Annotated in this window: 10 protein-coding genes; 1 reads left to right on the top strand and 9 read right to left on the bottom strand. The window is 63.1% G+C overall.

Going from position 1 to position 12,911, the window contains the following annotated elements; genetic code table 11:
- Positions 1-2 precede the first annotated feature (2 nt).
- From IVB40_RS08190 to IVB40_RS08180, 3 genes are all read right to left on the bottom strand, one after another.
- A complete protein-coding gene (locus IVB40_RS08190) occupies positions 3-635 on the bottom strand; it encodes a DUF2285 domain-containing protein (protein WP_247818579.1) in 633 nt (210 codons plus the stop codon).
- Positions 580-774 (bottom strand): DUF6499 domain-containing protein, encoded by a 195-nt coding sequence (locus tag IVB40_RS08185; protein WP_247818578.1) that lies wholly within the window; start codon positions 772-774, stop codon positions 580-582. Before IVB40_RS08185 ends, IVB40_RS08190 begins: the two co-directional genes overlap by 56 nt.
- A gap of 164 nt (positions 775-938) precedes the next feature.
- Positions 939-1,211, bottom strand: a complete 273-nt coding sequence (locus tag IVB40_RS08180; RefSeq protein ID WP_247818577.1) for a DUF2285 domain-containing protein — start codon at positions 1,209-1,211, stop codon at positions 939-941.
- 98 nt (positions 1,212-1,309) lie between these two features.
- On the opposite strand from IVB40_RS08180, the gene IVB40_RS08175 reads away from it, so the two are divergent.
- Positions 1,310-1,591 (top strand): helix-turn-helix transcriptional regulator, encoded by a 282-nt coding sequence (locus IVB40_RS08175; RefSeq protein WP_247818576.1) that lies wholly within the window; start codon positions 1,310-1,312, stop codon positions 1,589-1,591.
- A gap of 822 nt (positions 1,592-2,413) precedes the next feature.
- Here IVB40_RS08175 and IVB40_RS08170 read toward each other — a convergent pair.
- The 6 genes from IVB40_RS08170 to IVB40_RS08145 form a co-directional block, all read right to left on the bottom strand.
- Complete coding sequence (locus IVB40_RS08170) at positions 2,414-2,734, bottom strand: DUF736 domain-containing protein (RefSeq protein ID WP_027562526.1); 321 nt, start codon at positions 2,732-2,734, stop codon at positions 2,414-2,416.
- A gap of 559 nt (positions 2,735-3,293) precedes the next feature.
- Positions 3,294-3,773, bottom strand: a complete 480-nt coding sequence (locus IVB40_RS08165) for a hypothetical protein (RefSeq protein ID WP_247818575.1) — start codon at positions 3,771-3,773, stop codon at positions 3,294-3,296.
- Positions 3,774-3,905: 132 nt separating this feature from the next.
- Entirely contained in the window at positions 3,906-4,829 is a 924-nt protein-coding gene (locus IVB40_RS08160) for a DUF2493 domain-containing protein (RefSeq protein ID WP_247818574.1), read from the bottom strand.
- Between the two features lie 330 nt (positions 4,830-5,159).
- Positions 5,160-6,221 (bottom strand): toprim domain-containing protein, encoded by a 1,062-nt coding sequence (locus IVB40_RS08155; RefSeq protein WP_247818573.1) that lies wholly within the window; start codon positions 6,219-6,221, stop codon positions 5,160-5,162.
- Complete coding sequence (locus IVB40_RS08150) at positions 6,221-10,543, bottom strand: strawberry notch-like NTP hydrolase domain-containing protein (protein ID WP_247818572.1); 4,323 nt, start codon at positions 10,541-10,543, stop codon at positions 6,221-6,223. Before IVB40_RS08150 ends, IVB40_RS08155 begins: the two co-directional genes overlap by 1 nt.
- Before the next feature lie 179 nt (positions 10,544-10,722).
- Positions 10,723-12,840, bottom strand: coding sequence for a ParB/RepB/Spo0J family partition protein (locus IVB40_RS08145; RefSeq protein WP_247439203.1), 2,118 nt, complete (start codon positions 12,838-12,840; stop codon positions 10,723-10,725).
- Positions 12,841-12,911 lie beyond the last annotated feature (71 nt).

The following is a 12,911-nucleotide window of genomic DNA, read 5'->3' as shown; positions in this document are numbered from 1 at the left end:
GGCTACTTGTCCCTGCGGCCAGGCCGCAGAAGTTTGCGGTAGCCTCCGCGCACCAACGCGAGGCCGCCCTGCACCAGGCGCACCGTTCGATTGCGCAAATCGTGCGTCTTCCAGGCGCGATCAGGGATGCGCTTTTTGCCGAACAGGGCTTCGGCGGTCATGCGATAGCTGCCGCCAGCACTATGCGCATCAAGCGCGCGGATAGCGGCGCTCAGGCGCTCGCGCCGCTGCTTGGATAACTTATGAAAGGCAGGACCCGGCGCGCGTCCATTCATCGCGCGCCACAGCCGCCGGGCTGCATAGGCGCGCGCTTCCAAATCGCCGTTAAACGGCAATTCGGCTGCGTATGACGCGCCGACCACGGGAGGTTCTTTGGACCAGACACGGTGATCCGTGGCCCCGATGCGCAGCACGATATGCCAGCCGTCGGCGGCGCGCCGCACCTGCCCCGCTGTAAGGTCGAGCAGTGGCCCAGCGGCCGAATTGCGATCGGTGGTCGACGCGACCGTGACTGCAACGACGGTCGTTAGAACCTCAGGCGCCCAAAAGATGATCTGCTCGTCGAAGGACCGCTGCGGGTCATGGGCGAAAGCAGATGCCCCACCTCCTCCTGAACTCGGCAGTCGCTTTGCCATCTGGGCTGCTAGCGATCATCGCTTCATAATCGCGTCGGTAGTCCGCATTACGACGAAGACATTCCCAGGCGATGTCGGTGATTTCGGCGTCTTGCAGGCTCTTGTAGGATTCCGGCGACCGCCAGTCGAATTCAGGCATTGCTTCCGCCCCATTGCACACAGCTAACAAGGATTGCGGCGCAATAGGTATGAACGAGGCGGTTGTAGGAAGCCCCTACTTTGGCACCACGTGGTGCACTGGAATGACCACCAGTTAGCGGAAGAAAATAGTTCTGCCGGCAAGTCGCGGTCGGCGATTTTCTTCTATGTTGAGCCGGCGCTGCGTAAGAGACGCCCCTGCTCGGTCAGCCATTTAGCGCGTACAAGATGACTCTGATATGCAGTCTGCGCGCGGTCGGGCTCTCGCTCAGGGTCGATGTGCAAGACCACTCGAGCCACTTCTCGCCAATCCGCTCCCTCGCCTTCCGCCTGCAGAAGGCGAATGTACGTGACGACATGCTGTTCGTCATAGGCTGTCAGCGCCGGCTCGTTCGGCGCGACATCCGCAACGTCAGGATCTAATGGCGGCCCATTCATATCTATTGGCGGCATTCCATTGAAACAAGGACCAAACTATCTGAATAGATTGGTTATAGCCAGTGGTTTGATGGTCTACACGATGGCTGCTTTTGCGCATGAAAGCTCGTGCGCTCGTGGCCTGGAACGTCCGCCGAATCCGCGTCGCTCGCGGTATTCCGCAAGAGCAATTGGCATATGATGCTGAGATCGATCGCTCATATATGAGCGGCTTGGAGCGACAAACCGAGAATCCAACTATTGATCTACTGGAGCGACTGGCGGAAACACTGGATGTTCGGCTGTCAGAATTCTTTCTTGAGCCGCCCAAGGGAGCCGCCACGCCAAAGCCGTTAGCCAAGGGCCGGAAACGGATTCGTCCCAGCCCTAAGAGCAAGTAGTTGCTGCACGCTGACTCGGCTCTGATCTATTCAGAGCGCAATAAGAGGTGAACTGCGCCCGCCGCGCACGTATGTGGCTAGAGATCGAACGTCAGCCTAGGCAGCAGTCTGCCAGGTATGGAGCCGGACGGAACCTCGCCAGTGGCACGTGCTCCCAATTTACTATAGAACGGCGCCGCGTCGGGATCGGCCTCAATAACCATTCGGGTTGCGCCCTCGTTCCTGGAGACCTCCGCCGCCCAAGCAAAGAGCATCCTCCCTGTGCCGTTTCGGAGTGCGTGCGGCTCGATGAAAAGCTTCAGCAATTCAGCTTCTCCGGAACTCACTTTGACCTGCACGACTCCAACAATTTCTCCATTCTGTTCGGCAACAGCGACTAGGGTCTCTTCAAGGTCGCGCCGGCCGAGAGACAGCTCCCTCCGACACGCTTCAAGAAACGCTTGATCATAGCCCCACACAGCCTTGGATCTGAGGCAAAGATCCGAGAGGCCTCCCAGCTCATCTACACATGGTCTTCGGACAATCAACTAAGACAATTCCTGTTCGTTCAAGCAAGCGCCAGCATATCACTTTCCGTGGCAGTTAGGTCAGAGCGATCCACTTCGATTTGGACTTCGACGAAGCGTCGCGTCGATGGCGCCTCCGTGTTCGCCTTAGGCCCAGCGAGCGCCGCATACTGACATGCATCACCTCGGCCGATCCGATCCACAGCTTCTGCCGTGGCGCATCAGGGGGGCGAGCACGGAAAGCTGATCTCGACGGACCGGAGCAGGCATTGTGAGAAGCCCCGCCCGGCGGACCGGACGGGGCTTGACGGAGCATCTACTCGCCGCTCTTCCGCGGCCGCGACCAGAGGAGCGTGTAGCCCTCCCCGCCTTCGTCGTCGAACAGGTTGGCGTAGATCGGCGCGTTGAACGAGGGATCGTCGAGCTTGAGCGAGAGGTAATCGCGGCCCTCCTCGGAGCGCTTTGACCAGGCCGCCCCGATCTCCGCGCGGCCCACGTAGATTCGATGGCTGGGAGCGTTGTCGTTGGAGCGGTTGGTCTCGGCGACGATACGGACGCCCTTGGCTTGCAGGCTCAGGGTGACAATCTCGCCCTGGAAATCGTTGCCGACTTTCTTGAAAGAACCGATGTTAGCCATGTCACTTCTCCTGTTGTGTTTCGAGCTCGCGACCACCGCGGCCTCGATGGCGATCTAGAGGCCGAGGACGATTGGCGACGCACCCGCTTGCGGGCCGGAGCGCAGCGGAGGACGCCGTTGTTGCGACTTTCTTGCCTCGCGAGGAATGGGCGTAAGCCCAGGGGAAGAAAGTCGCATCAACGGCGTTGCGGCTCAGACGATCGAGGCGCAGCCGGTCTTCGGCCAGATCAAGCCATCAAAGAGGCCACGTGCGTCCGCGTGCTGAACCGCAATCTTAAGGAGAAGACTTGGCGAAGCTCGGTTGAACTGCACAAGAGGTCGAAACGGTTCGGCGCAGAAAGAGAAACAATCTGCCACAAAGGGCGATATCGTCCCGGAAGGAATGATCGAGCGCGGCGCGGCGACCCACAGCAGCTATCGGGTCAGACAGAGATTGCTAAGGCTTGCTTAAAGTGCTCCGAGGAGAAGCGCGGTTACTTCTTGCTCAAGCTCGATGACCCCTCGTTCAACGTGGCGCCCTGTGCGACCTTGCTCGACCGATGATGGCGACGAAGCGTCATCACTCGTGCGTGGCGGCTGTGAGAGCTGGCTGAGGCATATTCTCCGCCATCCCGGCCGACTCCAACGGACGCGTCTCCGCGAAAACGGTCGAGCGCGTCCATGCCGTGCCGCCGATGCAAACTGCACCGAGGCAAGCGAGGGCCTCGCGCCAAGCCAGCGAAGGAACACCTATCTGCGACAGGGCAAACACCACATGATAGCCAGCGATTGCCGCAGGGACGGCGAACGCGGTTGCGATCGCGATACGCAAAGTCCGGGACCGACTGACCGCGACGGCGACCTGACCGACGGCAAGCGTCAGCGCGCCAGAAACAATTCCACTAAGCAGTGCACCGACGACGCCCACGCCATCGCGAAATGCCAACATCCCGACACTGAGTGCGACGAAAAACGGCAGCGCATAGATCGCCAGCGCAAAGATCAGCCAGCAGAACAACCCAATACCAAGTGTGTTGAGGACAAGCCCAAGGGCAAGCATGGCGGTGGCTCCAATGCATAACGTACTGGTCGCGCCCTCCACCACCACCGCGGCGCGGCTTCGGACGTAAAATCGAAACGAGGCGAAGTTGCGGCGTGCAACTCCGCCTTGGCGTCTTCGAGGTGACGGCGCTTACGCGCCGCCGAACTTCCAGACGGGAATGCCGAGCCGCTTTGCCTTGTCGGCAAGGTTGTCCTGAATTCCCGTGCCTGGGAAGTGCATGACGCCGATCGGCAGAAGCTCGAGCAGCGCATCGTTGCGCTTGAACGGTGCCGCCTTGGCGTGCTTGGTCCAGTCGGGCTTGAAGGCGATCTGTGGCACCTTGCGACTGGTCGCCCACTTCGAGGCGATCAGTTCGGCGCCTTTCGGAGATCCGCCATGGAGCAGGACCATGTCGGGATGCTTGGCGTGCACCTTGTCGAGTCGATCCCAAACGAGGTTGTGGTCGTTGAAGTCGAGCCCACCGGTGAGCGCGATCTTCGGCCCTGCCGGCAACATGACCTCAGTCTCAGCGCGGCGTTTCGCTGCGATGAAGTCGCGGGAGTCGATCATTGCCGCGGTGAGCGTGCGGTGGTTGACCAGTGATCCCGACCGCGGACGCCAGGACGAACCGGTATGGACCTCAAATCGCTCGATGGCCTGATCCCGGAACAGTTCCAGGCAGTTGCGGCGCTCGATCAGCGTGATGCCTTCGGCCGTCAGGCGCTCGAGTTCGACCGATCGCACTTCCGAGCCGTTCTGCTCGCGCTGGCTCTTGTGTTGCGCCTGCTCGTTTTCGTCGAGCTGGCGTTCGATGCGGTCGACGGCACGATGGAACAGGTTGACTGTCGACCAGAGCAGATCGTCAAGGTCCGGTTCAAGCCGCGTGTCGTTCAGGGTCGCAACAAGGGCGTCGAAGATATCGACCACGGCGCCGACGATCATCTTGCCCTCCGGAAGCGGCCGTGGATCGGGCTGGTCGTCGAAGGGACGGTAGCCGAAGAGCTGTAGTTCCGTGAGGACATGGTCGGTCGGAGACGAGGCATGCGGCGGTTCGATGTCGTCATGGTCGGTCATGTGAAAAGGTCCTTTGCGGGATCGACCGCGACCATCGCGGCCTTCGTGGCGATCCTCTGACGGCAGGCGGAACGGCCAGAACCCGACAGGGCCGAAGCGACAGCGGAGGATGGCGGAGGCCGGCTATTTTGCTTCGCGATGCAAAGCGCGTTGGCCAAACGTATGATGTGCCCTCACATCGCCGGCGCGCGGCGGAAAATAGCCGGACGCAGACATTGCCGGCCGGGGCCGCTTGCCGTCCGATCGCCCTCTGGAAGGCCGAGGTCGCGTCCTTTTCCGGTATTGGCCTCGGCTATGACCGACCTGGCAGCATGAATCGGACGCGGGAAGCTATTGTGCGAGCGCCATCGAGGAATCCAGAAAGCGAACGACGTCCTCTGGCACGAGCTGAAGCCGCAAGGCTGTTCGGAGGGCATCCGGACCGAAGATGTGCAGATCCTCGTTGAAGTCGCCCAACCGGGGCGATAGCGTGATCGCTTCAATGCCGGCGTCTGCTGCACGATGGGTCAGAATAGCCTGCATCATATCCCCGGCGGCGTCGGCGTCGCAGGCGATATAGAGACGACGCAGGCCAGACGGCAGCAACATGGCGGAGAGGTGATTGGCCGAAAGCGCAGCGGCCATCGGCATAGTCGGGAGCACGCATCGAAGCGACAGCATGGTTTCGATACCTTCGCCGGCAGCGAGCACGTCGGCTACCGCGCCGAAGCGGACCGCATTACCGAGCAGGTCGCCCATGGCGCGTCGTGGCGTGTCGACCGGGGCCTTGCCGAGCCGAATGCGATCAAAGCCGTCTGGATCGAGCCAGGTGCGGTGTGCGCCGGTGATCCTGCCTTCGAGATCCGTGACGCAAGCGATCATCGCCGGCCAGGTTTCGGTCGGCAAATTGTCGTCGGGACGATAGTAGCAGCGTGGGTGGAAGCGAAGGCTGCCACCATGATGTACGCGGGCGATCCCGCGACGCTGCAGATATGTCTCAACCACGGTCCCGTGGATCGGGCTGGATATCGCAAAGAGCCGGCGGGCGGCCTCTTGGGATCCGGCTGGCATCGCTGGACGATCGGCTTTCGAGACCAATTCAGGCTCGATACGAGGCAACTTCAGAAAGCGCTCTGCCTCCTGGGCGACTTCGCGGAAGTCGCGCAAACCTAGGCTTTCGCGAATGATGTCGAGGAGATCACCGTGTTCGCCAGTTGCGGCATCGGTCCATTTTCCGGCGGGCCCCTTCGGCGAATCCTTGAGCCGCACAAACAACGAGCGGCCCGGGGTGTTGTGGACGTCGCCAACCAGCCAGTACCGCCCCTCCCGCTTCCCATTGGAGAGATAGTGTCGGCACACCGCCTCGGCCTCGCGCGCGAGGCGGCGTGCCAGTTCGGAAACATCGCGGGGCATCAGGCTGCATCCCGCTCACTGGCACGCTCGACCGGATAGCGGTCGAGCACCTTCGACAGGATCTCGACACCGCTCGCATCCGTGGGCACAAACATGCGCAGTTTCCAGGAGATGATCTCTCCAAAGAGGCCGTAAGCCCGCAAGCGATCGCGCATCGTGTCGTTGAAGCCCGAGAGTTCGATGCGGTGTGCGCCCATCACCCGGACACGGCGAAGCTGGAGCCCCTCCGCAAGCTCGAGGACGGTCCGTCCTTCCATCAACGCGGCGAAGGCGGCGTCCGGCGTCAGCGCGGGCGCATCGGCCGCCAGGACGTTCGCGATCCAGATCGCCGAGACCTTGCGGCCGATGATCCGCTCGCCCGCGTCCGTCTGCAGCCGATAGACGCGGGTCGACTCGTTCGGCAGCCGCTTCCAGATGGGAAGCAGCAAGCCGGCCACGACGTGGATCGTGCTTTCTGTAAACTCGGGGATCTCGGCAAGCGCCGCCAGCCAGGCCGCGGTGAAGCGTTTGCGGTCCGCCTCGACCCAATGGCTTTCCGTCATCATCTTCAGGGGAGCGGTATGATGCTCCATAGGCCGGATCAGGCGGACGCGCTGCTCGATCTCGCCGTCATCAAGCATGAAGCTCGGAGCTGGGACCTGCACCGCGGATCGTCCGGAGCGCAAATTGATCAACGGGATGGCGCGTGGATCGGAAAGACGACCAAGGGCGTCATTCAGGCTCACTGGATGATTGCGCTGGCGCTGGGTGATCGTGAGAAGCCGGGTCTCGGCGCCAGTGCCGGGATGGACGTAGATCGTCCGCCGGTCGGTGACGGCAAAGCTCTCGGCGCGGAGCGTTTCCAGTCCGATGTCATAGGTGCCCGAGGCAACGGCGCCTTCGATTCGAGCCGTCAATAGCTGTTCGAAGACGGCGAACAGGATGTTCTGAAGATCGATCGGGAGCGCCAGCAACCTGTTCAGGAACGTCGTGATCGGCGGCAAGTCATCCCTGAGCCCATTGGTGTCCGTCAGCTTCAGGCCGGTCGCATCCTCGAACCTCTCGAGCGAGCAGCCCTCGACCTTGCCGCGCGCCAGCAGGGTGTAGAGCTGACGCAACGCATCACGCCCGTACTGGCTTTCGAGATTGTCCTCCGGCCGGAACAGGCCCTGCCCTCCGGTCTGGCGCTGGCCGCGCGTGATGGCGCCCAACGTGTCGAGCCGCCGCGCGATGGTGCTCAAGAAGCGCTTTTCGGCCTTCACGTCGGTTGCGATGGGGCGAAACAGCGGCGGCTGCGCCTGGTTGGTCCGGTTGGTCCGGCCGAGCCCTTGGATCGCAGCGTCGGCCTTCCAGCCGGGTTCGAGCAAATAGTGGACCCGCAGGCGGCGATTCCGCGCCGACAGCTCGGCATGGTAGCTCCTGCCAGTGCCGCCCGCGTCGGAGAACACGAGGATCCGCTTGGCGTCATCCATGAAGGCCGAAGTCTCGGCGAGGTTGGCCGAACCGGCGCGGTTATCGACCACCAGCCGGTCGTCCTTGCGAACGATGCGGCGTGAGCGACCTGTAACCTCGGCGACCATGTCGGTGCCGAAGCGCTGGATCACTTGGTCCAGCGCGCCTGGGACCGGCGGCAGCGAAGCGAGCTTCTCGACGAGGCGGTCGCGGCGCGCAACGGCCTCCCGGCTCTCGACCGGTTGGCCGTCGCGATAGACGGGCCGGGAGCAGAGATTGCCCTCCTGGTCGGTGAAGGGCTCGTAGAGCTGGACCGGAAAGGAATGGGCGAGATAGTCGAGCACATACTCGCGCGGTGTGATGTCGACCTGAACGTCGCCCCACTCCTCGGTCGGAATCTCGGCGAGCCGACGCTCCATCAATGCCGCGCAGGTCGAAACGATCTGGATGACGGCGGCATGGCCGGCGTCAAGATCGCGTTCGATCGAGCGGATCAGCGACGGCGTCTTCATCGAGGTCAGGAGGTGACCAAAGAAGCGCTGCTTGGCGCTCTCAAAAGCGGATCGCGCGGCCGATTTGGCCTGGCCGTTCAGCGTGCAGGCCTCGCCGGTGATGTTCGCCGCCCGCATGGCCGCATCGAGATTGTTATGGATGACGCTGAACGCGCCGGCGTAGGAGTCGTAAATGCGAACCTGCTCTGGCGTAAGCTGGTGCTCGACGAGATCATACTCGACGCCCTCGTAAGAGAGCGAGCGGGCGGCGTAGAGACCAAGCGCCTTGAGGTCGCGCGCCAGCACTTCCATGGCCGCGACGCCACCCTCCTCGATCGCCTCGACGAAGTCGGCGCGGGTGGCGAACGGGAAGTCGGTGCCGCCCCACAATCCCAGCCGCTGAGCATATGCGAGATTGTGGACCGTCGTGGCACCGGTTGCGGAGACATAGACGACGCGGGCATTCGGCAAGGCGTGCTGGAGCCTCAGGCCGGCACGCCCCTGCTGAGAGGCTGCCTGGTCGCCGCGCTCGCCCTTCTGGCCTGCCGCGTTCTGCATCGCGTGGCTCTCGTCGAAGACGATCACTCCGTCGAATTCGGAGCCCAACCATTCGACGATCTGCCGAACGCGCGAAAGCTTGTCGCCCCGCTCGTCGGTTCGCAGCGTAGCGTAGGTGGTGAATAGGACGCCTTCCGAAAGCCTGATCGGCGTACCTTGGCGAAAACGTGAGAGCGGCGTGACGAGCAACCGCTCCAGGCCGAGCGCGGCCCAGTCGCGCTGCGCGTCCTCGATCAGCTTGTCGGATTTGCTGATCCAGACCGCGCGGCGGCGGCCCTTGAGCCAGTTGTCGAGCAGGATACCGGCGACTTGGCGTCCCTTGCCCGCGCCGGTGCCGTCACCCAAAAACCAGCCCCGGCGAAAGCGGACGGCATTTTCTGCATCGTCGCGCGCGGCCGCGACAACGTCAAAGGTCGCGTCGACCGTCCAGGAGCCCGCGAGAAATTCGGAATGCGCTTCGCCAGCGTAGATGACACTCTCAAGCTGGGCGTCCGACAAGGTGCCATCAGCCACGAGATTGCCCGGCACGTGTGGCCGATAGGAAGGCCTTGGCGGTGCGACGGATGCCATTGCAGCCGACTGCACGAGCTTTGTCGGATGCGCGTGCGCGCCGGCAATACGGATCGACTGCAAGCCATATTCCTCATAGAGCGCATCGGTGAGCCGGGCGCCCTCCGGCGGCGACCACTCGACCGTCTCGTATGAAAGTTCGACGCCTTCTGGCGCGGCGCCGCTCAAAGTAGAGGTCTGGCATGGTGCAGAGGCGCCACAGGATCGTGACATCGCAGGGCGCCTGGCGACGTCGATCATGACCGGAGCGGCAACAGGCAACCTCGGAGGCACGTGCTGGGTCACCCAGTCGAGCAAGGTAGCGACATCGCCCGCGATGCCGAGCGAGGCCGGCAAAACATTCGGGTCGGCCGCGGGCTGCTTGTCGATCACAATCAGCCTTGTGTCGATCTGAGTCCCGTGCTTCGCGTAGACGGCGCCGTCGATCGCGGCGGAAAACACAACACGCCCGCGCTCCTGAAGGCGAACGAAGGCGTCGGTGCACGCTGGATTGTCCGGCGCAAAACCCGCGCCGGTAATGGCGACCAGACGACCGCCGTCGCATAGACGCGCCAAGGCCGACGCAATGTGCCGAAGCGCCGCGTCCGCCATTCGTCGATCGACGTTCGCCAGCGCCGAGAACGGCGGGTTCATCAAGACGACACTAGGTGCGACACTTGCATCGAGGTGGTCGTTGATCTGCGCGGCGTCGAGCCGCGTGACCCCGGCGTTGACGAACAGTTGGTCGAGCACGGCTGCACGAGCCTCAGCCAACTCGTTCAATACCAGCGCGCCGCCGGCGAGCTCGGCGAAGATGGCGAGCAAGCCAGTCCCTGCGGAAGGCTCCAAAACGCGGTCGGCAGGTGTGATGGCCGCTGCGGTACATGCGGCCAGGCCCAGCGGGATCGGCGTCGAGAATTGTTGAAGCGCCTGGCTGTCCTCGGAACGCCGCGTATGGGTGGGCAGGAGGCTGGCGACTCTCGCGAGCATCGGTAGCATCGCGGCCGTTGAGCCAGCCTTGGTCCGGATGGCCGGACCGAACTTGCGAAGGAATAGAACGGTGGCCGCCTCGCAGGTGTCATAGGCGGTCTTCCAATTCCAGGCACCGGCCGCGTCCGAGGCGCCGAAAGCAGCCTCCATGGCGCCACGGAGGACTGCGGCATCGATGCGCTGGCCGCGTTCGAGATTGGTCAAGAGCTGTCGCGCAGCCCTGACCGCAGCGGAGGTGATAGTGGCAGCGGCACGCATCGAGAGCGGCGCAGCGGCAGCGCCGCCGCCGAGAGATTCAGTCATGGGGATTTCTTTCGGAGAGCAGGAACGGGTCGAACCGCCCGGCGCTCTCACGACCACGGCGATTCAAACCCTTCCCGGCCGCACTCTCCCTCTCAACCGTCTCGCAATAAAAATGGGGACCGACGCTGTGCATCGGTCCCCGAGCAAGCGCAGGACAGCCGGAGACAGTCCTTCTGCTGTCACTCAGCCGCGTCGAGCTGTTCCGGATCCTCGTCGCTGCCGTTCTCCGGATCCTCCTCGCCGGCGAGGAATTCCGGCAGTGGGCCTGCGTCACCTCCCGGCTCCGCCGAACACGGGCTGGAATCGACGAGACGCAGCGGCTCCGGCAACCAGCCCAAGCCATCCAGGAGACGCTCGGCTTCCTTGGCCATGTCGGTCTTCTTCAGGTGGTCGATCAGTTGCGCCGACGACTCGCCCTTGGCTTCCCGCACCGCCTCCAGAATGCGAGGCTTAGTGACTCGCCCAAGATAGTTGTCGACGGTCGGTCTCCAGCCAGCCTGCACCATGTCGAGTCCGGCAGCGCGCGCCAGTACGTCGGCCTGGTCGAGTCGAGTTCGGACGCCGTGGGCTGAGACGCGACCCTGATTATAGCGGTTGGCCGGCTCGTAGAGAGCGTTGACGGCAAACGACGCACAATGAGCGAACAGGGACGCCTGCGCCGTGCCGTCGAGGGCTGTGAGCGCATCCCAGACGTCGTTCTCGCTCTGCGGCAACCGTGCCTTCCAGCCCTCATGCCGCGCCTCGACGGCTTTCGCCGAGACGCTTTCCCTTAAGCCAGGAGCCTGAGCGGGAAAGGTTGGCGTCCGCAACCCGATCTCAAGGCAGCTCCCGGACGAAGCAAACCGGTAAAAGGCCGTCAGCACGAAGTTGTGCAGCACCGCCTGGAACGCGATCGCAGGATTTTCGGCCAGCGCATCCCGCAAGGCCAGCGTACGGTACGCCGTCAGTTCGATGATGAGCCGATCCGGCAACGGCCTTGCCGGGTCTTCATCATCCTCCTCGGGTTCGGTCGATACGCCTGCGACCGAGATCGCTGTGCGCGTTGTGGAAGCTCCGGTATCCTGCCCTTCAGCCGACGGCGCATCGGTGCCCCGCTCGATATCGAAATCGGCCGCAGGCGCCTCATCCTCGGGCCGTACATAGCCGCGATCGACGGAAAGCCGTCCTTCGGAATCGATGCTGACAAAGACGCCGGCCCGGGCAATCTCGGCCGGATCGTAAGTCTCAGGCCGGTCTTCGAACGCCAGCAGCGCCGCTTCGATCGCGCCGAGACGCTGATCGATCTCTTCGGGCAGCTCGTCCGCATCCTGATATTCGGTTTCGAGCTTCGCCTGCTCGGCGTTGAGAGCGTCGATGGTGGCCTGTTCCTCGGAAGTGAGATCGACAGGTTGGCCTTCCAGCTCGCGCAGGCCTGTCGTGTGGCCGTAGGGGAAGTCAACGGCGACTGAGATCCATTTCCAACCCTCCGCACCAATTGCTTCCGCCTCGGCTTTGAGCTTCTCCGTGACAAGACGGTCGAGCAGAGCGACGTCTTGAAGCCAACCGCCATCATCGTGCTCGAACAGGTCGCGCAAAACGCTGCCACCTGCCTGCTGGTAAACATCGAGCCCAATGAACTGCACGCGGCGATCTGTGGCGCGCACGGTATTTTCGGTCAGCATCCGCCGGATCTGATAGGGCTCGTCGTAACCGGAGCGGCTGACATTCTCCCAGACCTGTTCCTGCCGCGTCTGATCCGCGGTGACCGAAAAGGCCATGAGCTGTTCGAGTGTCATGCCGTCTTCGGCATAGACTTCATGCAGCTTTGGCGATACGGACGCCAGCCGCAGCCGCTGCTTCACGACGGCCGGTGTCACGAAGTGCCGAGCCGCGATCTCCTCTTCGGACAAGCCGGAGCCACGCAAGGTCTGAAAGGCTCGGAACTGATCGAGCGGATGAAGCCCTACCCGCTCGTCATTCTCAGCAAGCGAGTCGTCTTCAGCGATGCCGCCCTCGCGCACGACGCAAGGAACGGCCTGAGTCTTGGCCATGCGCTTCTGCTTCACGAGAAGTTCCAGCGCACGATAGCGCCGGCCTCCGGCCGGCACCTCGAACATGCCGGTCTCATTGCCTTCCGCGTCCACGACCGCCCGCACGTTGAGACTTTGCAGGAGCGTCCGCTGCGCGATGCTTTCGGCGAGCTGCTCGATCGAAACGCCTGCCTTCACACGCCGGACGTTGGATTGGCTGAGCACCAGCTTGTTGAACGGAATGTCCCGCGAGGGCGACAGCGTGATCTTTTGGACAGCCTTCGTCATGTCTGATCTCCACGACGGGCGGCCGGGAGCCTCTCTCTCGGCCTCCAACCCGTCGCGAAAACCGCATCTCC

The organism is Bradyrhizobium sp. 40 (assembly GCF_023100925.1).
GTDB lineage: Bacteria > Pseudomonadota > Alphaproteobacteria > Rhizobiales > Xanthobacteraceae > Bradyrhizobium.
Note: the sequence above shows the minus strand (reverse complement) of the source record. Positions and strands in the feature narration are given on the sequence as shown.